This is a genomic window from Amycolatopsis sp. NPDC114505 (genome assembly GCF_055633615.1).
The window spans coordinates 1,180,652-1,200,639 of the sequence record NZ_JBVKDV010000001.1; the positions used below are offsets into that span (position 1 = coordinate 1,180,652).

Consider the following 19,988-nt stretch of genomic DNA (forward strand, 5'->3'; position numbering starts at 1 on the left):
AGACTTTTCGCGTTCTTCAGTCGTTGGGTGTAGTCCATTCGGCACAGCCTCGCGCGCGTGGGTACGGTGAGTGCCATGACCTTGGAAAAGCCCCAGATCGACCGCCCCGAGGGCAACCCTCCGGCCGACCTCGAGATCACCGACATCACGGTCGGTGACGGCGCGGAGGCCACGCCCGGCAAGGCCGTCACAGTGCACTACGTCGGCGTCTCGCACTCGACCGGCGAGGAGTTCGACGCTTCCTGGAACCGCGGCGAGCCGCTGCGCTTCGGCCTCGGCGCCGGCCAGGTCATCTCCGGCTGGGACCAGGGCGTCGCGGGCATGAAGATCGGCGGGCGCCGCAAGCTCGTCATCCCGCCGCACCTGGGCTACGGCGACCGCGGCGCGGGCGGCGTCATCAAGCCCGGCGAGACCCTGATCTTCGTCGTCGACCTGGTCGGCGTGAACTGACTTTCCGGCGGTGGCGGGGATTCCCGCCACCGCCGCCCGGGTTTCGCTACCCTCGCCCCCATCGCCGGCCCGCAGCCGGCCCGCACAGGGGGTCAGTGAAATGCGCACTCGCGCACTGCTTTCCGCGACACTGTTCGCGCTCGCCGCGGCCGTGGTCACCGCGGCACCGGCTTCGGCCGTGGCCAACGGCTCCGACGTCCCGCAGGGGACGTTCAAGTTCGCCGCGAAGCTGACCATGACCGACATCCCGAAGCCCGACGGCACCAAGTACAACAGCGCCTGCTCGGGTTCCCTGATCGCCGGCAAGTGGATCATCACGGCAGGCCACTGCTTCCACGACGCGGCCCGCAACCCGGTGTCCGGCCCGGTGCCGTACCCGACGTCCGTGCTGCTGGGCACGACCACTGTGGACAAGCCGGGCGTGACTCGCAACGTCGTGACGGTGTACCAGTCGCCGAGCAACGACATCGCGATCGCAGAGCTCGACAAGGCGGTCTACGGCATCGAGCCGCTGTCGATCAACCACCGCGCGCCGTCGATCGACCAGAAGGTCACGCTCGCCGGCTGGGGCAGCCTCACGTCGGTCGACCCGACGCCGGGCACGAAGCTCCAGCAGGGCATCGTGAAGGTCGCGACGGTCGACCCGCAGTACGTCGGCGTGAAGGGCTTCGCCCCGACGTCGACGACGAGCGCGTGCACGTACGACTCGGGCGCGCCGTACTTCGTCCCGTCGGGCAAGAACGGCGGCCGCCTGGTGTCCATCGAGAGCGACGGCCCGGACTGCCCCCACGACCAGGCGGAGACGACGGCCCGCGTGGACGTCGTCGCGGACTGGATCGCTTCGCACCTCGGCTGACCTCCGTTCGGGCGTCACCCGGCTGCGCTGTCGGGTGACGCCCGGCCAGGGAATTCCCCGGGCCCGGCCGCGGCCCTAACGTCGAACGTCGACCACCGACTCGACGAAGGGGAAGAATGCGCCTGCGCGCCCTGCTCGCCGCTGCTGTCTTGACCACCACCATCGCCACCGCCCCGGCCGCTTCGGCCGCCCCGGGGGTCGCCCACGGCTCCGACGTACCGGCGGGGCAGTCCGGGTTCGTCGCGAAGCTCGCGATGACGAAGATCCCGCGCCCGGACGGCTCGACCTACAGCAGCTACTGCACGGGCGCCCTGATCGCCCCGGCCTGGATCCTGACGACCGGCCACTGCTTCCACGACGCGAACCGCAACCGCGTCTCCGGCAAGACCCCGTACCCCACGACGGCGACGCTGGGGCTGGTCGACGAAGCCACCGAATCCGGGGTCGCCCGCAAGGTGACCGCGGTGGTCCAGGCCAAAGAGAGCGACGTGGCCCTGATCGAGCTCGACACCCCGGTGACCACGGTCCAGCCGCTGAAGGTGAACCGCACGGTGCCGAAGGTCGGCCAGCAGCTGACCCTGGCGGGCTGGGGCAGCCTGACGGGCACGGACCCCAAGCCGGCGACCCGCATGCAGCAGGGCACGGTCGCGGTGGCGAAGGTGGAGCCGACCACCCTGGGCGTCCGCGGCGCGGCCCCGGAGATCACGACGAGCGCCTGCACGTACGACTCGGGCGCCCCCTACTTCACCGGAACCGAACTCGTGGCGGTGGAGGCGACCGGCCCCGGCTGCCCCCACGCGGGCATCGAGACGACGAGCCGGGCGGACATCCTGGCGGCGTGGATCACCAAAACGACGGCTTGATACACCTCGAAGTGCGCCGTGAGCGAACACCACGCAGAGCCAAACGGGTGATATTCCCCACCTGAGCGGAAGAACTTCGTCCGCCCCGCACACACGAAAAAGGGCCCCGGCAACCAGCCGGGGCCCTTTCGGTGTGGGCGAGGAGGGAGTTGAACCCTCACGTCCTTTCGGACACACGGACCTGAACCGTGCGCGTCTGCCATTCCGCCACTCGCCCGAGTGCTTCTCTTCGACAGCGAGGAGAAGACTAGCAGGTCGTTTGAACGGGTTTCACCGGGGGCCGTGTCGAGGCGGGCTCACCCGGATAGGATCGATAGCGGAAGCACACGTGTGAGGAGGTTTTCCCCGGTGAGCCGCGTCGAGCGTTTTGACAGACGCCTCGAGAACCTGGTGGGGAACACTTTCGCGCGCATGTTCGGTGGCAACGTCGTCACGCAGGAAGTGGCGATCGCCCTGGAACGGGAGAGTGAGGAGAACGTTCGTGAGCTGGCAGGCGGTCGGCAGCTCGCCCCCAATCACTACATCGTGTCCCTGGGGGCAGCTGACCACGAGCGCATGGCCGGTGACGAGCAACGGGTCACCCAGGTCCTCGCCAAGGCGGTGGCGGAACACCTCGCCGCCGAAGGCCTGGACACCTATGGTGACGTCGTCGTATCACTCGAGCGCAACGAGGCGCTGCATACTGGACAGTTCAAGACCCGTTCGTCCGTCGATCCCGACGCCCGCCCCTCAGGCGCCGGTTCACCGCGGTCGGCACGACCCAGCAACGCAGGAGACCCAGCAATGAGCCAGCCCCCCGGCTACGGCCAATACGACCAGGGTGACCCGTACGGCCAGCAGGGCCAATACGGCTACGGACAGCAGGGTGGCCAGCAGCCCGGGTACGACCAGGGTTATGGCCAGCAGCAGCAGGGCGGCTACGACCAGTACGGCCAGCCGCAGCAGGGTGGCGCTTACGACCAGGGTTACGCCCAGCAGCAGGGCGGTTACGACCAGGGTGGTTACGCCCAGCCGCAGCAGGGTGGCTACGAACAAGGCGGCTACGCCCAGCCCCAGGGCGGTGGCTACGACCAGGGTGGTTACGCCCAGCCCCAGCAGGGTGGCTACGACCAGGGCGGCTACCAGCAGGGTGGCTACGACCAGTACGCCGGCCAGCAGCAGCCCGGGTACGACCAGTACGGCGGCCAGCAGCAGGGCGGCTACGACCAGTACGGCCAGCAGCAGGCGTACGGCCAGCCCGCCGCCGACCCGTACGGCCAGCAGCAGGGTGGCTACGCCCCGCCCGCGGCCGGCCGGCAGCTCGCGGCGAGCCTGCAGCTGGACGACGGCTCGAACCGGACGTACTCGCTGAAGCAGGGCGGGAACGTCGTCGGCCGCGGCCAGGACGCGGACTTCCGCCTCCCGGACACCGGCGTCTCGCGCCGGCACCTGGAGATCACCTGGGACGGCCAGAGCGCGACGCTCGCCGACATCGGCTCGACCAACGGAACGACCGTGAACGGCACTCCGGTCCAGACCTGGCAGCTCGCGGACGGCGACGTCATCCGGGTGGGGCACTCCTCGCTCGTGTTCCGTACGCAGGGCTGACTGGGGGCACGGAATACTGTTCCCGCAGAATTGACGTGCGGGGGGACCGCGGCGTACCCGCGCCGCGGCTGCACGGACGAGTCGGGAGCGGACACACCAAGTGCCAGAGCTGGTCGTACAACTCACCAGGGTGGGCTTCCTCGTGCTGCTCTGGCTCTTCGTGTTCGCCGCGCTCAGAGTCGTCCGCTCGGACCTCTATGCGGCGTCGGGAATGCGCGTCCAGGTACCGACCTTCGGACGCAAAAAAGAGAAGAAGCCGCGTAACAGCAAGTCGCCCCAGCAGCTGCTGGTGACCCATGGCGCGCTGGCCGGCACCCGCATCGCGCTCGACGGGCGGCCGATCCTCATCGGCCGTGCCGACGACTCCACATTGGTGCTCGACGACGACTACGCGTCGACCCGGCACGCACGGATCGCCCAGCGCGGTGAGGACTGGTACGTGGAAGATCTGGGCTCGACCAACGGGACTTATCTGGACCGGGCTAAGGTCACTGCACCCCTCCGGGTCCCGCTCGGAGTCCCCATCCGGATCGGCAAGACGGTGATCGAGCTTCGCCCATGACTCTCGTCCTCCGCTATGCAGCCCGCAGCGACCGGGGCCTGGTGCGTTCGAGCAACCAGGACTCCGTGTACGCCGGCCCTCGCCTGCTCGCGCTCGCCGACGGTATGGGTGGCCACGCGGCAGGTGAGGTGGCCAGCAAGGTCGTCATCGCCTCGCTCGCGCCGCTCGACGACGACGAACCCCGCGACGACCTGCTCGCCCAGCTGCGAGAGGCGGTGGCGAACGGCAACGCCGCCATCGCCGAGCTCGTCTCGCAGGACCCGGACCTGGACGGCATGGGCACCACGCTCACAGCCGTGCTGTTCGCCGGCACCCGGCTGGGGCTCGTGCACGTCGGCGACTCGCGCGCGTACCTCCTCCGAGGCGGCCAGTTCGCGCAGATCACGCGCGACGACAGCTTCGTCAACGAACTGCTCGAACAAGGCCGGATCACGCCCGAAGAGGCGGCGGTGCACCCCCAGCGGTCACTGCTGCTGAAGGCGCTCACCGGGCACGAGGTCGAGCCGAGCCTGACCGTCCGCGAGGCCCGGTCCGGCGACCGGTACCTGATCTGCTCGGACGGCCTGTCCGGCATGGTCAGCGACGAGACGCTGACCGAGGCCGTGCAGATCCCGGACCCGCAGCAGTGCGCGGACCGGATGATCGAGCTGGCGCTCAAGGGCGGCGGCACCGACAACGTCACGGTGATCATCGCCGACGTCGTCGACGTCGACTTCGGCGAGGACGCGCCCATCGTGGGCGGCGCCGCCGGGGACGGCAGCGACGAGCTGCACCAGGGCGACTCGCCCGCGGCCAGGGCCAGGGCGCTGACCCAGCCCGCGCCGCAGCCGCGGCCCGAGCTGCCGCAGCCGAGCGTGGACCCGAAGGCCAGGCGCCGGAAGCGGTTCCGCTGGCTCGCCGGCGCGCTGGTCGTGCTGATCGTCCTCGCCGCGGCCGCCATCGCCACCCGGTACTTCGTGCTGAGTCAGTACTATGTCGGCGAAGGTGCGGACCAGGAGGTCGTGATCTACCGCGGCGTCCCCGGCAGCATCCTCGGCATCGACCTGCACACCTACGAGCAGGGCTCGTGCCCGCCCAACCAGGTGTGCACGGACAAGCTGCGCGTCAACCAGCTCCAGGAAGACGCGCGGCTGGCGGTGCAGAACGGCGTCAAGAAGGACAGCCTGGACGACGCGCGGAAGTACATCGACGACTTCCTGCAGCTGCACAAGCGCCTGAACAACTGCGCGCCGGCGGGCGGCCAGCCGTCCCCGACGCCGACCCCCACGGTCACGCCGACGTCCACCCCGTCGGCTCCGGCCGGCTCCACTGCTCCGTCGTCGGCGAACCAGCCAGCGGGGAGGGACTGCTCGACGCCGAGTTCGACGGCACCGACGACGGGAGGCGGTAACTGATGAGCCAGCCCGCCGCGCGCACCGCCGAGCCGCTCGCCGCGCAGTTCCAGACGAACCCGCCGCGCGACGTCCCGACCCGCCGCAACACCGAGCTGGTGCTGCTGGGGTTCGCCGCGTTCATCGTCACCGTCGCACTGGTGCTGGTGGAGGCGAACCAGGAGCAGCAGCTCACCTGGTCGATCGTCTGGCTCGGCCTCGCCTACCTCGCCATCTTCGCCGCGGCGCACCTCGCCGTCCGCAAGTGGGCGCCGTACGCGGACCCGGTGATCCTCCCCTGCGTCGCGCTGCTGAACGGCATCGGCCTGGTGATGATCCACCGGATCGACCTGGCGCTGGCGGAGCGGGCCGCGCAGAACAGCAAGGACTACTCCCCCGCCGTCACCTCGCAGGTGCTGTTCACGGTCATCTCGCTGGCGTTCTTCGTCGCGGTGCTGGTCTTCGTGAGCGACCACCGCACGCTGACCCGCTACGGCTACACCGCGGGCCTGGTCGGGATCGTCGCGCTGGCGCTGCCCGCGCTGCTGCCGTCGAGCCTGTCCGAGGTCAACGGCGCCAAGGTGTGGCTGAAGCTGCCGGGGTTCTCAATCCAGCCGGGCGAGTTCGCGAAGATCCTGCTGATGATCTTCTTCGCCTCGTTCCTGGTGTCGAAGCGCGACCTGTTCATGGTGGCGGGCAAGAAGTTCCTCGGCGTCGAGCTGCCGCGCGCCCGTGACCTGGGCCCGATCCTCATCGCCGCGGTCGCCTGCATCGGCATCCTGGTGTTCGAGAAGGACCTCGGCACGTCGCTGCTGTTCTTCAGCGTCATCCTGATGATGCTGTACGTCGCGACCGAGCGGGTCATCTGGGTCGTCCTCGGCCTCAGCTTCTTCGTCGGCGGCTGCCTGATCGCGTACAACCTCTTCACCCACGTCCAGCAGCGCGTCGCCAACTGGCTGGACCCGCTGGCCACCTACGACAAGCTCGGCGGCGGCTACCAGATCGCGCAGGGCCTGTTCGGGCTCGGCACCGGCGGGATCGGCGGCACCGGGCTCGGTGCCGGCCGGCCGGACATGGTCCCGGAGGCGAACACCGACTTCATCACGGCGGCGATCGGCGAGGAGCTCGGCTTCATCGGCCTGGCCGCCGTCCTGATGCTGTACTTGATGCTCGCCATGCGCGGCATGCGGAGCGCGCTCGCGGTGCGGGACACGTTCGGCAAGCTGCTCGGCGGCGGGCTGGCGTTCACCATGGTCATGCAGATCTTCGTCGTCGTCGGCGGGGTCACGAAACTCATCCCGGAGACCGGTATCACCGCTCCCTTCCTGTCGAAGGGTGGTTCGTCGCTGCTGGCGAACTACATCCTCGTCGCGCTGCTGCTCCGCGTTTCCGACGCGGCCCGGCGGCCCGCGGCCCGCCCGAAGCCGCAGCAGCAGCCGCAGGCGCCGATCGCCGAGGCCCACACGGTGCTCGTGCAGCGCCCGCCGGCGGACGGGGGTGCCCAGGCATGAACACCCCGCTGCGCAAGGTGGGCATGACGATGCTCGTCATGGTCGTCCTGCTGCTGGCCAACGCCACCTACATCCAGGTGGTCAAGGCCGACGACTACCGCACCGACTCGCGCAACGCGCGGGTCCTCTACGACGAGTTCGCGCGCCGCCGCGGCCAGATCGTCTCGCAGGCGAACGGCGAAGTGCTGGCGAAGGTCGACCCGTCGAACGACAAGTACAAGTACACCCGGTCCTACGTCGACGGCCCGATGTACGCCCCGGTCACCGGCTACTACTCGATCAACTACGGCTCCGGCGGGCTCGAGCGCTCCGAGGACGACGTCCTCAACGGCTCGGACCCGCGGCTGTTCGTGCGCCGGCTGTCGGACATGGTCACCGGCCGCGACCCCAGCGGCGGCAACGTCCGGCTGACCATCGACCCCGCCGTGCAGAAGGCCGCGTACGACCTGATGACGCAGCGGGGCTACACCGGCGCCGTCGTGGCGATGGAGCCCAAGACCGGCCGGATCCTGGCGATGGTGTCGACGCCGTCGTACGACCCGAACAAGCTGGCGTCGCACACGTCGAAGGCGCAGACCGACGCCTGGAACTCGTACGTCAAGGACGACAAGAACCCGATGCTGAACCGGGCGATCTCGGAGACCTACCCGCCGGGGTCGACGTTCAAGCTGGTCACCGCGGCGGCGGCGCTCGAGGACGGCAAGGGGCCGGACACCCCGGTCAACCCGGCGCCGAACACGAAGCTGCCCGGCACGAGCGTCACGCTGGAGAACTACGCCGGTGAAGGCTGCCCGGGGACCACGTTCAAGGACGCGCTGGCGCACTCCTGCAACGTGCCGTTCGCGGAGTTCGCGGGCCAGCTCGGCGCGGACAAGATGAAGAAGACCGCGGCGAATTTCGGCATCGGGCAGACCGACCTGACCGTGCCGATGAAGGTCGCGCCGTCCACGGTCGGCCCGCTCGACTCCCAGGGCGCGCTCTACCAGAGCGGCATCGGCCAGCGCGACGTCCGGATCACCCCGCTGCAGGACTGCCTGCTCGCGGCCACCGTGGCCAACGGCGGGATGGCGATGAAGCCGCAGCTGGTCCAGTCGGTACTCGCGCCGGACCTCTCGACCATCGAGGACTACAGTCCCACCGAGCTCACCGGCACGGCGGCACTCTCGTCGTCGAACGCCGCGATCCTCAAGGACATGATGATCGCTTCCGAGGGCTTCACCGCGGGCGCCGGCAAGCGCCCGGACATCCAGATCGCGTCGAAGACCGGCACCGCCGAGCACGGCACGGACTCCAAGAACACCGCGCCGCACGCCTGGTACACCGCCTTCGCCCCGGCCAACGACCCGCAGATCGCCGTCGCCGTGATCGTCGAAGACGGCGGCAACCGCGGTCTCGCGGCCACCGGCGGCAAGGTCGCGTCGGAGATCGGCCGCGCGGCGATCAACGCGAAACTCGGGGGTGGATAGCGCATGCTGTCCTCCGGTCACCTGCTGGCCGAGCGGTACAAGCTGACGAGCCGGATCGCCGTCGGTGGGATGGGCGAGGTCTGGCAGGCCAGCGACACCCGGCTCGACCGGACCGTCGCGGTCAAGATCCTGAAGGCCGAGCTCTCCGGTGACGCCGAGTTCCTCCACCGCTTCCGCACCGAAGCGCGGATGACCGCGTCCCTGAACCACCCCGGCATCGCCGCGGTGCACGACTACGGCGAGACCATCTTCGACGGCGACCTGTCGATCGCGTACCTCGTCATGGAGCTCGTCGACGGCGACCCGCTGGCCGGGTTGCTGGCCAAGCACGGGCGGCTGTCGGCGGAGTTCACGCTCGACATGCTCGAGCAGGCGGGCAACGCGTTGCAGGCCGCGCACGAGCAGGGTCTGGTCCACCGCGACGTCAAGCCGGGCAACATCCTGGTGACGCCCGCCGGCCAGGTGAAGATCACCGACTTCGGCGTGGCGAAGGCGGCCGACGCGGCGCCGGTCACCCGGTCCGGCATGGTCATGGGCACGGCGCACTACATCGCGCCGGAGCAGGCGCTCGGGCACCCGGCCGAGCCGGCGTCCGACGTCTACTCGCTGGCGGTGTGCGGCTACGAATGCCTCGCCGGGCACCGGCCGTTCCTGTCGGAAAACGCCGTGACGGTCGCGATGATGCACATCCGCGACATCGCGCCGCCGCTGCCGCCGGACGTCCCGCCCGCCGCGCGCGCGGTGATCGAGGCGACGCTGGTCAAGGACCCGCGGCAGCGCTACAACAACGGCGGCGAGTTCGCGGCCGCCGTCGCCGCGGTCCGCGCCGGGTTGCCGCTGCCGACGCCGTCCGGGCTGGTCAACGCGACCTACTCGACCGGGCAGCACCCGGCGTCGACGGGTCAGCACCCGGTCCAGACCGGCCAGCACCCGATCCAGCAGCAGCCGCCGGTCCCGCAGCAGATTCCTCCGCAGCAGCAGCACATGCCGGTCGGCCCGCCGTCGCCGGCGGTGAACCCGATGGTCGCCATCGGCCCGCCGTCCCGGCCCGTCATGCGTCCGGCCATGATGCCGGCGCCCCGGAAGAAGCCCCAGTGGGGCTGGTGGGCGCTCCTCGCGGCCATCCTGCTCGTTGTCCTGGTGGCGGGCATCGTGCTGGTGGCGAAGATGATCGGCAGCTCGGGCTCGCCACCGCACAACGGCCAGACGAGCCAGGTGGTCCCAGGCAGACAGCCGCCCGCGGAGGAGGCGCCCGCTTCGAGCGCCTACCCGGCGGACGCTCCCGCAACGACCGACGATGGCCGGCAAGGCATCATGACCGCACCCTGGACGGAATGGAACGGCACCCAGAGATGAGCACACCCAGACTGCTCTCCAACCGGTACGAGCTGGGCGAAACGCTCGGCTACGGAGGCATGTCCGAGGTCCATCACGGCCACGACGTGCGCCTGGGCCGGGAAGTCGCTATCAAGATCCTCCGTGCCGATCTCGCCAGGGACCCGCAGTTCCTGGAGCGCTTCCGCCGTGAAGCGCAGAACGCCGCCGCGCTGAACCACCCGGCGATCGTCGCGGTCTACGACACCGGCGAGGCGAACGCCGAGTTCGGCCCGCTGCCGTACATCGTCATGGAGTACGTCGAAGGCCGGACGCTGCGGGACATCGTCAAGACCGAAGGCCCGATGTCGCAGAAGCGGGCCATGGAGGTCATGGCCGACGTCTGCGCGGCGCTGGACTTCTCCCACCGCCACGGCATCGTGCACCGCGACGTCAAGCCGGCCAACGTGATGATCACGAAGAACGGCGCGGTCAAGGTCATGGACTTCGGCATCGCGCGCGCGATGCACGACGGCCAGTCCGCGATGACCCAGACCGCCGCGGTGATCGGCACGGCGCAGTACCTGTCGCCGGAGCAGGCTCGCGGTGAGTCCGTCGACGCCCGTTCCGACGTCTACGCCGCCGGCTGCGTGCTGTACGAGCTGATCACCGGCGAGCCGCCGTTCACCGGGGACTCCCCGGTCGCGGTCGCCTACCAGCACGTCCGTGAAGACCCGAGCCCGCCGTCGTCGGTCAACCCGGCGGTGGCGCCCGAGCTGGACGCGGTCGTGCTGAAGGCACTGGCCAAGGGCCCGGCGAACCGCTACCAGTCGGCGGCGGAGATGCGCTCGGACCTGGTGCGCACGCTCTCGGGCCAGCGCCCGGCGGCGCCGATGGTGATGTCCGAGGACGAGCGCACCCAGGTGATGAACTCCGACCGGCGCCAGCCGCAGCGCTACGAGGAGTACGACGCCCCCGACGATGACGACCCGAAGGCCAAGCGCCGTCGCCGCACGATCCTCGCCGCGCTGGCCGCGGTGTTCGTCCTGGGCGCGGTGCTGCTGATCATGTGGCTGGCGGGGTCCTTCAAGGGCGGTGGCGACGAGCCGACCACGGTGGCGATCCCGGACGTCAAGGGACAGTCGGAGGTGGCGGCCAAGAACACCTTGCGTGAGAAGGGCCTGAACAACTTCGCGCCGAACAAGATGGTGCCCTGCGGGATTCCGGACGCGAACGGCAACGTGCCCTGCACCACCGACCAGATCAACCAGGTCATCGACATCGCCCCCGGCGTGGGCACGCCGGTCGCCACGGCGGCGCAGATCACGCTGACGATCGGCCAGAAGCCGGGCACGACGAAGGTGCCCGACCTCAAGGGACTCTCCCGTGACGACGCCGAAGCGAAGCTCAAGGAAGTCGGCCTGACCCTGAACCCGTCGGTGCAGGACGTCAACGTCGACGACCCGAACGACGTGGGGAAGGTCGTCAACCAGACCCCCCAGGCGGACAGCGATGCCCAGCAGGGCTCGAGCGTGTCCATCTCCCTCGGCAAGGGCAAGCAGCAGAAGCAGGTCCCGAACTTCACCGGCAAGTCCTTCAGCGAGGCCAACTCGGCCCTCACCGGCATGGGCTTCACCGTGAAGCGGGTGGACCAGCAGTCCGACCAGCCGAAGGACCAGGTCATCCAGCAGACGCCGAACGGCGGTTCGGTGCCCGTCGGCACGCAGATCACGCTGACCGTTTCCACGGGTCAGCCGGACAACAAGATCGAGATGCCGAGCCTGATCGGCATGACGGTCGACGACGCTCAGCAGAAGCTGGAGAGCATGGGCTGGACCCAGCAGCTCCGGCAGCAGGCCGACCGGACCAGCAACAAGCCCGAGGGCACGATCACCAAGCAGAGCGTCTCGCCGGGTACGCAGATCGACAAGGACAAGGACGTGACGGTCGGGGTGTCGGAGTCGTTGTTCCCGACATCGACTCCCGGTCAGTAACGGACTCCACGAAGAAGGCCCGCACGGTTCGCCGTGCGGGCCTTCTTTTTCGTTCAGGCTTTGTCGAGAAATCCTTGGACGGCACCGAGAACCTGTTCGGCGTCACTCGACGGACCGCAGTCGAGCTCGAGTTCCTCGGCCGCGCCGGAGCGTTTGATTTTCAGCGAGACGCGGCCCTCGCGGTAGCGCCGCAGCCAGGCAAAAAGTGACCGGCAGAAGACGCCGGCGGAGTTGCTCGTCACGCCGACCACGACGGCGTCGAAGAGCTGGACGCGGCCACGGAGCTCGTCCTCGCCGCGCAACCAGGCGGCGAGGTCCCGGAGCTCGCCGTCGGAGTTCGGCCCGGTGATCGCGACGATCCCAGCCGTCACCCGTTCTCCCTTCGCCCAGAACCGGAGAGGACCCGAACCTTAGTCGGCCCCGAGCACCCGCCGGAACCCCGGCACGGAAATTGAATATTGCAAATTGCACTCAGGAACGGCGGTGCACGAGCCGCGCCACGACGAAGAAGCTCGCGGCCAGCACCACCACCGAGGTCACCCCCGCCAGCACGAGCGGGCCGCCGACCGGTTCCTCGTCGGTCAGGGCGTGCAGCAGCGGGTGGACCAGCGGAATCTTCGCCAGCAACACGACGATCAGCGTGATCACGGCGGCGAGCACGGTCCAGCCGACCCGCTGCACGAGCAGCCGCGAGCACGGCAGCGCGATCGCGATGCCCAGCAGCGCGCACGCGAGGTGCGCGAGCAGCCCGATAGCCAGCGCCGCCGGCTGGACCTTGAACGACTTGAGCGCCGACCACGCCTCGGTGATCACGGTGAGGACCACCGAGCAGGCCAGCACGGTGAAGACCGCGCCGGTGATCATCCGCCGCCACTGCCGCGCGTGGCTCAAGGTGACCAGCCGCTGCACCGGGTCCTCGATGTCGAGCAGCGCGATCGTCAGCCAGCACGAGACGACGAGCAGCCCGCCGGCGCTCACGCCGAACAGCGGCAACGGCGGCGAATGCGGGTCGGCGTAAAGGATCACGCACAGCGCGAGGTAGGCCAGCAGCGCCGGCAGGTACCGCTGCGAATGGGCGAGCAAGGCCAGGTAGTAGCGGGTCATGGCGAGCACGGCGCCACCTCCCGCACCGACCAGCCGTCCTCCAACGCGCGCAGTAGCACGGCGTCCACCGACGCGACCTCGACCGTGAGCACGATCTGAGCGCCCTCGACGACCGCGTGGTGCACGCCGGGTTCGCCGGCCCACTCGGTGCCGTTGCCGCGCAACACGATCCGCGTCGTCGGCTCGGCGCTTTCCGCCGTGAGCCTGCCTTCGTTCATGAGGTGGACGACGTCGGCGTGGTCGTGCACCACCTGCGGCCGGTGGTCGGTGAACACGACGCTCGCGCCGCGCGCCCGCGTCTCGGCGACGACCTCGCCGAGGATGGCGTGCGTCCCGACGTCGAGCCCGGACCACGGCTCGTCGAGGATCAGCAGGTCCGGCCGGACCATGACGGCCTGCGCGAGCCCGACCTTCTGCGCGTTGCCTTTCGAGAGCGTGCGCAGCGGCGCCGCCGGGCCGCCGACCAGCGCGAGCCGTTCGAGCAGCGGGTCGATCACCGAGAGGTCGGCGAGCCCGTGGATGCGCGCCATGTGCCGCAGGTACGCCCGCGCGCCCATGCGCTGGCCGGCCGGGAAGCGGTCCGGCAGGTAGCCGATCCGCGGGCTCCCCGACACCACGCCGGTGGTCGGGTGCGAGACGCCGGCCATGATCCGCAGCAGCGTCGACTTGCCGGAGCCGTTGCTGCCGAGGACGCCGACGACGTGCCCGGGCTCGACGCTCAGGTCGACGTCGTGGAGGACGAAGTCACCGCGCCCGTACCGCTTGCCGACCCCCTCGAGCCGGATCACGCAACAGCGGCCTTCTGGAGCGCCTTGGTCGCCCGCTCGAGCTCGTTCACGCGGGCCGGGTCGACGGGGTGACCGGCCGCGGCCATCCAGGTGGCCAGCATCCGGTGGCCGCCTTCGGTCAGCACCGACTCGGGGTGGAACTGGACGCCTTCCAGCGGCAGCTCGCGGTGGCGCATGCCCATCACGATGCCGGACTCCGTGCGGCCGGTGATCTCGAAGACGTCGGTCGGAATGGTGTCGGGCACCACGGTCAAGGAGTGGTACCGGGTCGCCGTGAACTCGTCCGGCAGGCCCGCGAGGACGCCGGTGCCGGTGTGGCGGACCTGGCTCGTCTTGCCGTGGAGCAGCTCGGGCGCGCGGTCGACGGTCGCGCCGTAGACGACGCCGAGCGCCTGGTGGCCGAGGCAGACCCCGAGCATCGGCGTGCGCGTCTCGGCGCACTTGCGGACGACGTCCATGCTCTGACCAGCGCGTTCGGGCGTTCCCGGGCCGGGCGAGACGAGCACGGCGTCGAACTCGGGGACGCGGTCGAGGTCCACGACGTCGTTGCGCCAGACCGTGCAGTCGGCGCCGAGCTGGGCCAGGTACTGGACCAGGTTGTAGACGAAGCTGTCGTAGTTGTCGACGACGAGAACGCGCATGCCGGCGAGCTTACCGGCTCCCAACCAGTGGACCGTACGGTAAATCACATTTCTAGTTAGGTGACCCTAACCTACCGTGGAGAGCGTGAGCCGATCTCTTCGCGTAGCCATCGTGGGCGCTGGACCCGCGGGCATTTACGCCGCCGACATCCTGGACAAGTCCGACGCCGACGTGACGATCGACCTCTTCGAGCGCATGCCCGCGCCCTTCGGGTTGATCCGCTACGGCGTGGCACCCGACCACCCGCGCATCAAGGGCATCGTCACGGCGCTGCACAAGGTGCTCGACAAGCCGAACATCCGCCTGCTGGGCAACATCGACTACGGCACCGACATCAAGCTCGACGAGCTGCGCGAGTTCTACGACGCGGTGATCTTCTCGACCGGCGCGTCCGCCGACCGCGAGCTCGACATCCCGGGCATCGACCTGGACGGCAGCCACGGCGCCGCGGACTTCGTCTCCTGGTACGACGGCCACCCGGACGTGCCGCGCACCTGGCCGCTGACCGCGTCTTCGGTCGCGGTCCTCGGGGTCGGCAACGTGGCGCTGGACGTCGCGCGGATCCTGGCCAAGACGGCCGACGAGCTGCTGACCACCGACATCCCGGAGAACGTCCACCAGGGCCTGAAGAGCAGCCCGATCACCGACGTGCACGTGTTCGGCCGCCGCGGCCCGGCCCAGGCGAAGTTCACGCCGCTGGAGCTGCGCGAGCTGGACCACTCGCCGAACGTCGAGGTCATCGTGGCCCCGGAGGACATCGAGTTCGACGACGGCAGCATCGCGGCGCTACGCGCGTCGAAGCAGATCGACATGGTCGTGAAGACGCTGCAGGAGTGGGCGATCCGCGAGCCGGGCACCCGGCAGCGGCGGCTGCACCTGCACTTCTTCCACTCCCCCTCGGAAGTTCTCGGCGAGGACGGCCGGGTCGTCGGCCTGCGGACCGAGCGCACCGAGCTGACCGGCGACGGGAACGTGCGCGGCACGGGCGAGTTCCACGACTGGGACGTCCAGGCGGTGTACCGCGCGGTGGGCTACCTGTCGTCGCACCTGCCGGAGCTCCCGTTCGACCACGTCGCCGGCGTGGTGCCGAACCAGGCCGGCCGCGTCCTCGACCTGGACGAGAACCAGCTCCCCGGCGTGTACGTGACGGGCTGGATCAAGCGCGGCCCGGTGGGCCTCATCGGCCACACGAAGGGCGACGCGGCGGAGACGATCGCGAGCCTGCTGTCGGACGCGGACACCCTCTCCGCCCCGAAGTTCGCGTCCCCGGACGCGATCCTCGACTTCCTGGCGGCGCGCGGAATCCCGTTCACGACATGGGAAGGCTGGGGCAAGCTCGACGCGCACGAGAAGTCGCTGGGCCTGGCCGCGGGCCGCGAGCGGATCAAGGTCGTGGAGCGCGAAGAGATGACGCGGGTTTCGCGCGGCTAACCGGCACCGAGATACGCCAGAACGGCGAGCACACGGCGGTTGCTGTCATCCGAAGCCGAGATGCCGAGCTTCTGGAAGATGTTCGCCGTGTGCTTGCCGACCGCGCCTTCGCTGAAGTGCAGCCGGGCGGCGATCGCCGCGTTCGAGCAGCCCTCCGCCATCAGGCCGAGTACCTCGCGCTCCCGGGGCGTCAACGCCGCCAGCGGGTCGGATGCGTTGCCCGCCACGAGTTTCGCGATCACCTCGGGGTCCATCACCGTGCCGCCGGCCGCGACCCGGCGGACCGCGTCGATGAACTGGTCGGCGTTGAACACCCGGTCCTTCAGCAGGTAGCCGATCGCGCCCGTGCCGTCGGCCAGCAGCTCGCGCGCGTACAGCTGCTCGACGTGCTGGGACAGCACCAAGATCGGCAGCCCCGGGAACTCCCGGCGGGCGGCCAGCGAGACCTGCAGGCCCTCGTCCGTGTTCGTCGGCGGCATCCGGACGTCCACAATGGACACTTCAGGGCGGTGCTCGCGCAAGGCCGCCGCCAGTTCCGGGCCGCTGCCGACCGCCGCGACGACGTCGAAGCCGTGCGCTGCCAAGAGATGCGTCAGGCCGTCTCGGAGGAGGTACTGGTCTTCGGCGACGACGGTTCGGGGTCGAGCTGGCACGGGATCTCCACGGTCGCCCTCGTCGGCCCGCCGATCGGGCTGGTCAGGGTCAACCTACCGTCGAAGCCACCGAGCCGGCGCTCGATCCCGCGCAGTCCCGAACCGAGCGCCGGGTTCGCTCCCCCCTTGCCGTCGTCGGTGACCACGATCGTCAGCTGGTCGTCGGCGAACCCGACGTCGATCGTCACCCGTCCCGCGCCGTGCTTCGCCGCGTTGCCCAGCAGCTCCGACACCGCGAAGTACGTGCACGCCTCCACCGGCTCCTCGATGCGCCCCGGCAGCGAGCCCGTGACCTGCGCCTTCAGCGGGCTGTCCAAGGCCAGCGCGCGCACGGCGTCCAGCAGCCCGCGCTCGGACAGCACCGGCGGGTGGATGCCGCGGATCAGCACCCGCAGCTCGGTGAGCGCCTCCGACGACGCCGCGCGCAGCTCGGCCGCGAGCCGCTTCGCCGCCGCCGGATCGGTGTCCACCAGCGCCTCGACCGCGCCGAGCTTCATCCCCATCGCGACCAGCCGCGACTGGATGCCGTCGTGCAGGTCGCGTTCGATCCGCCGCAGCTCCGCCGCCTGCGTGACCGTGACGTCCGTGCGCGTCTGCTTCAGCCGTTCGACGCGCTGGGCGAGCCGTGTCGCGTCCGTCGGCCCCAGCCAGATCCGCGCGAAGCGGGCCTGCTGCCGGGCCAGCCACGTCGCCGGCGCCACCCCGGCGACGATCATCGCGAGCGCCACCGGCGTCTGCGCGGCGGCACCGAGGTGCGTCGAGACCTCGGGGAACGGCCACCACGTCACCGGGGACGAGACGAACGGCCGCCACACCCACAGCGTGAAGAGCCCGACGGCGCCGCGGCCGACCAGCGCGACCGAGGGCAGCACGAAGAGCAGCGACACGAGCGGGATCAGCGCCCCGCCCGCCATGTCGCGCCAGGTGGCCCGATCGCGCACGACCCACCGCGTCCGCGCGTGCTGGACCGGCCAGAACGGCTCGTCGTAGAGCTGCTTGCCGACCTGGAAGAGGCCGTCCGCGCGCGGCACCGGCAGCCCCGGCGGCGGTAAGTACGGCCGGGCGATCCGCACGCCGGTCCAGTTGCCGGACTCGCGGCGCAGCGTGTCGGTGATCGAGCGGGTCCAGAGGATCAGCGGCGCCGCTACCGGCATCGCGACGGCGATCACGACCAGCTGCCACACCGAGAACACGAGCACGACCACGGACAGCGCGAGGATGCCCATCTGGTGGCCCAGCGACTCGAGCCTGCGGTGCAGCCAGCGCCCCTGGCCGGGGACCGGGGCCGGTCGCGGGCCGAGCCACCAGCGCGTCCACCGGCCGTAGCCGCGCAGCACGACCGGCCCGCCGAGCAGCACCACGACCGGCAGCACCAGCGTGACCAGCGGGTTCAGCAGCTGCCAGACGAACTCGCGACCGGCGGCCGGGTCCTCCATGGCCCACGTGAAGCGGCGGTTCCAGCGGATCCAGAACGCCCGCTTGTAGAGCGTGTTGCCGTCGCGGTACCAGCCGTCGCGTTCCCGCACCGGCTCCGGCGGCTCGGGCCGGTAAGGCGATTCGACCTCGACGTCGCACCAGCGCGCGGCCAGCGTCCGGGCGGTCGCCGAGCGGTGCCGGGCCCACTCGATGGCGGGGCCGAGGAAGAAGACCAGCCCGACACACAGCAACGCGAAGGCGATCGCTTCGACCAGCACGTCGAACCAGCTGACCAGCGCCAGCCCGGCCAGCGCGCAGGCCCGCCCGAGAGCACGCAGGTACGTCATCCGGCACCTCCTTCCCCCGGGATCTTCGCCGGACGACCCGTGCGCGCGCACTGCCCGAAGCCCCACGACCAGGGTGGGCCCAGCCCCACCCCCGCTTCAGCAAAACCCTACTTGAGCTGGGGATTCAGCGTCATTCTGCGCGGCGTCGAACCTTCGTAACTTGGTCCCCATGCCCCTCATCGAAGTCACCGACCTCCGCAAGAGCTACGGCTCCCGGGTCGCGGTCGACGGCGTTTCCTTCACCGTCGAGCGCGGCGAAATCTTCGGCATCCTCGGCACGAACGGCGCCGGGAAGACCACCACGGTCGAATGTCTGCAGGGTCTCCGCCAGGCCGACGGCGGCCGGATTTCCGTCCTCGGCCTCGACCCGACGACCGACCGCGCCGCGCTGACCCGCCGCGTCGGCGTCCAGCTGCAGGAGAGCCGGCTGCCGGCGAAGCTGCGGGTGCGGGAGGCGCTGGAGCTGTTCGCGTCCTTCTACCCGGACCCGGCCGACATCGACGTCCTGCTCGACCGGCTCGACCTGCGCGACCACTCGCGCAGCTACTTCGGGAAGCTCTCCGGCGGCCAGAAGCAACGCGTGTCGATCGCCTTGGCGCTGGTGGGCAACCCCGAACTGGCCATCCTCGACGAGCTGACCACCGGGCTCGACCCGCACGCCCGCCGCGAGACGTGGCGGCTGGTCGAAGGCGTGCGCGCCACCGGCGTCACCGTCCTGCTGGTCACCCACTTCATGGACGAGGCCGAGCGGCTCTGCGACCGCGTCGCGATCTTCGACGCCGGACGCGTGGTCGCCACCGGCACCCCGACCGAGCTCCGCGCCGCGGCCGGAGCCTCCACTTTGGACGACGCGTTCGTCTCGCTCACGAGGAGCACCCTGTGAACACCTTCGCCAAGATCACCGCCACCGAAGCGAAACTCTTCCTCCGCACGCCGTTCATGGCCATCGCGGGCATCCTGCTGCCGGCCGCGGTACTGCTAGCGGTCGGCGCCATCCCGGGCATGACGGAACCCAGCCCGGCCGCCGGCGGCGCCCGGTTCATCGACGCCTGGGTGCCGTCGGTGATCGTCATCAGCCTCGCGATGCTGGCGCTGCAGTCGATCCCGGGCGCCGTCGCGACCTACCGCGAGCAGGGCGTGCTGCGGCGGCTGTCCACGACGCCGGTGCACCCGGCGAACCTGCTGGGCGCGCAGCTGCTGATCCACGTCGTGGTCGCGCTGGCGGGCATCGGCCTGACGCTGGGCGTGGCCAACGCGGCCTACGACGTCCCGATGCCGAAGCACCCGCTGCTGTTCCTGCTGACACTGTTGCTCGGCACGGTCTCGATGTTCTCGTTCGGCCTGCTGGCGGCGGCGGTCGCCCGAACGGCCAAGTCCGCCGGCGCGTTCGCGATGGTCGCGTTCCTGCCGACGATGTTCTTCGGTGGCGTGTACCTGCCGCGGCCGCTGCTGCCGGAGGTCCTGCGACGGATCGGCGACTACGTCCCGCCGGGGACGCAGCCGCTGCAGGACGCCTGGGTCGGCACCGGCGTGCAGCCGCTTCAGCTGGTCGTGCTGGGTGCTTTCGCGGTGGTCGGCACGGCGTTGGCCGCTCGCCTGTTCCGCTGGGAGTGACCGGCCCTTCCGCCATAATG

General features: G+C 70.2%; 19 protein-coding genes and 1 tRNA gene. 13 read left to right on the plus strand and 7 right to left on the minus strand.

Translation table 11 applies throughout. The features are described 5' to 3' along the window. Positions 1–75: 75 nt before the first annotated feature. The 3 genes from ACZ7OU_RS06030 to ACZ7OU_RS06040 all read left to right on the plus strand — a co-directional run bounded on the left by ACZ7OU_RS06030 (position 76) and on the right by ACZ7OU_RS06040 (position 2,169). Positions 76–450 (plus strand): FKBP-type peptidyl-prolyl cis-trans isomerase, encoded by a 375-nt coding sequence (locus ACZ7OU_RS06030; protein WP_155548343.1) that lies wholly within the window; start codon positions 76–78, stop codon positions 448–450. A gap of 100 nt (positions 451–550) precedes the next feature. Then, entirely contained in the window at positions 551–1,306 is a 756-nt protein-coding gene (locus ACZ7OU_RS06035) for a S1 family peptidase (protein WP_470254391.1), read from the plus strand. 116 nt (positions 1,307–1,422) lie between these two features. Further along, entirely contained in the window at positions 1,423–2,169 is a 747-nt protein-coding gene (locus tag ACZ7OU_RS06040) for a trypsin-like serine protease (RefSeq protein ID WP_470254392.1), read from the plus strand. Positions 2,170–2,303: 134 nt separating this feature from the next. Here ACZ7OU_RS06040 and ACZ7OU_RS06045 read toward each other — a convergent pair. Continuing rightward, positions 2,304–2,386 (minus strand) — tRNA-Leu (locus tag ACZ7OU_RS06045). A 131-nt stretch (positions 2,387–2,517) separates the two neighbouring features. Between ACZ7OU_RS06045 and ACZ7OU_RS06050 the strand changes: the two genes are divergently transcribed. From ACZ7OU_RS06050 to pknB, 7 genes are all read left to right on the plus strand, one after another. Beyond that, entirely contained in the window at positions 2,518–3,756 is a 1,239-nt protein-coding gene (locus ACZ7OU_RS06050; protein WP_470240064.1) for a DUF3662 and FHA domain-containing protein, read from the plus strand. Positions 3,757–3,856: 100 nt separating this feature from the next. Continuing rightward, positions 3,857–4,318 carry an FHA domain-containing protein FhaB/FipA gene (locus ACZ7OU_RS06055; RefSeq protein WP_003079002.1) on the plus strand — a complete coding sequence of 154 codons (462 nt, stop codon included), beginning with the start codon at positions 3,857–3,859 and terminating at the stop codon, positions 4,316–4,318. Further along, complete coding sequence (locus tag ACZ7OU_RS06060) at positions 4,315–5,712, plus strand: PP2C family protein-serine/threonine phosphatase (RefSeq protein ID WP_470240065.1); 1,398 nt, start codon at positions 4,315–4,317, stop codon at positions 5,710–5,712. The genes ACZ7OU_RS06055 and ACZ7OU_RS06060 overlap by 4 nt, the downstream gene beginning before the upstream one ends. Next, positions 5,712–7,199 (plus strand): FtsW/RodA/SpoVE family cell cycle protein, encoded by a 1,488-nt coding sequence (locus tag ACZ7OU_RS06065; protein ID WP_470240066.1) that lies wholly within the window; start codon positions 5,712–5,714, stop codon positions 7,197–7,199. Before ACZ7OU_RS06060 ends, ACZ7OU_RS06065 begins: the two co-directional genes overlap by 1 nt. After that, positions 7,196–8,665, plus strand: coding sequence for a peptidoglycan D,D-transpeptidase FtsI family protein (locus tag ACZ7OU_RS06070; RefSeq protein ID WP_470240067.1), 1,470 nt, complete (start codon positions 7,196–7,198; stop codon positions 8,663–8,665). Before ACZ7OU_RS06065 ends, ACZ7OU_RS06070 begins: the two co-directional genes overlap by 4 nt. Positions 8,666–8,668: 3 nt before the next feature. Next, positions 8,669–10,021 carry a serine/threonine-protein kinase gene (locus tag ACZ7OU_RS06075; RefSeq protein WP_470240068.1) on the plus strand — a complete coding sequence of 451 codons (1,353 nt, stop codon included), beginning with the start codon at positions 8,669–8,671 and terminating at the stop codon, positions 10,019–10,021. Further along, complete coding sequence (pknB, locus tag ACZ7OU_RS06080; protein WP_470254393.1) at positions 10,018–11,973, plus strand: Stk1 family PASTA domain-containing Ser/Thr kinase; 1,956 nt, start codon at positions 10,018–10,020, stop codon at positions 11,971–11,973. The genes ACZ7OU_RS06075 and pknB overlap by 4 nt, the downstream gene beginning before the upstream one ends. A gap of 53 nt (positions 11,974–12,026) precedes the next feature. On the opposite strand, the gene ACZ7OU_RS06085 is transcribed toward pknB, so the two are convergent. The 4 genes from ACZ7OU_RS06085 to ACZ7OU_RS06100 form a co-directional block, all read right to left on the minus strand. After that, complete coding sequence (locus ACZ7OU_RS06085; protein ID WP_470254394.1) at positions 12,027–12,344, minus strand: effector-associated constant component EACC1; 318 nt, start codon at positions 12,342–12,344, stop codon at positions 12,027–12,029. A gap of 100 nt (positions 12,345–12,444) precedes the next feature. Next, the gene (locus ACZ7OU_RS06090) at positions 12,445–13,086 is read right to left on the minus strand and encodes a hypothetical protein (RefSeq protein ID WP_470254395.1); all 642 of its coding nucleotides are present in this window, start codon (positions 13,084–13,086) and stop codon (positions 12,445–12,447) included. Further along, on the minus strand, positions 13,074–13,865 hold the full coding sequence (locus ACZ7OU_RS06095; protein WP_470254396.1) for an ABC transporter ATP-binding protein: 792 nt from the start codon (positions 13,863–13,865) through the stop codon (positions 13,074–13,076). The genes ACZ7OU_RS06090 and ACZ7OU_RS06095 overlap by 13 nt, the downstream gene beginning before the upstream one ends. Next, complete coding sequence (locus ACZ7OU_RS06100) at positions 13,862–14,506, minus strand: aminodeoxychorismate/anthranilate synthase component II (protein ID WP_470254397.1); 645 nt, start codon at positions 14,504–14,506, stop codon at positions 13,862–13,864. The genes ACZ7OU_RS06095 and ACZ7OU_RS06100 overlap by 4 nt, the downstream gene beginning before the upstream one ends. A gap of 112 nt (positions 14,507–14,618) precedes the next feature. Here ACZ7OU_RS06100 and ACZ7OU_RS06105 point away from each other — a divergent pair, with 112 nt between their 5' ends. Further along, positions 14,619–15,938: an FAD-dependent oxidoreductase gene (locus ACZ7OU_RS06105; RefSeq protein ID WP_470254398.1), complete on the plus strand. Its 1,320-nt coding sequence runs from the start codon at positions 14,619–14,621 to the stop codon at positions 15,936–15,938. Here ACZ7OU_RS06105 and ACZ7OU_RS06110 read toward each other — a convergent pair. Continuing rightward, on the minus strand, positions 15,935–16,591 hold the full coding sequence (locus tag ACZ7OU_RS06110) for a response regulator (RefSeq protein ID WP_470254399.1): 657 nt from the start codon (positions 16,589–16,591) through the stop codon (positions 15,935–15,937). The two genes, ACZ7OU_RS06105 and ACZ7OU_RS06110, sit on opposite strands and share 4 nt — an antisense overlap. After that, positions 16,531–18,354, minus strand: a complete 1,824-nt coding sequence (locus ACZ7OU_RS06115) for a sensor histidine kinase (RefSeq protein ID WP_470254400.1) — start codon at positions 18,352–18,354, stop codon at positions 16,531–16,533. Before ACZ7OU_RS06115 ends, ACZ7OU_RS06110 begins: the two co-directional genes overlap by 61 nt. A 169-nt stretch (positions 18,355–18,523) precedes the next feature. On the opposite strand from ACZ7OU_RS06115, the gene ACZ7OU_RS06120 reads away from it, so the two are divergent. Continuing rightward, positions 18,524–19,237 carry an ABC transporter ATP-binding protein gene (locus ACZ7OU_RS06120; RefSeq protein WP_470254401.1) on the plus strand — a complete coding sequence of 238 codons (714 nt, stop codon included), beginning with the start codon at positions 18,524–18,526 and terminating at the stop codon, positions 19,235–19,237. Next, positions 19,234–19,968 carry an ABC transporter permease gene (locus ACZ7OU_RS06125; RefSeq protein WP_470254402.1) on the plus strand — a complete coding sequence of 245 codons (735 nt, stop codon included), beginning with the start codon at positions 19,234–19,236 and terminating at the stop codon, positions 19,966–19,968. Before ACZ7OU_RS06120 ends, ACZ7OU_RS06125 begins: the two co-directional genes overlap by 4 nt. Positions 19,969–19,988 lie beyond the last annotated feature (20 nt).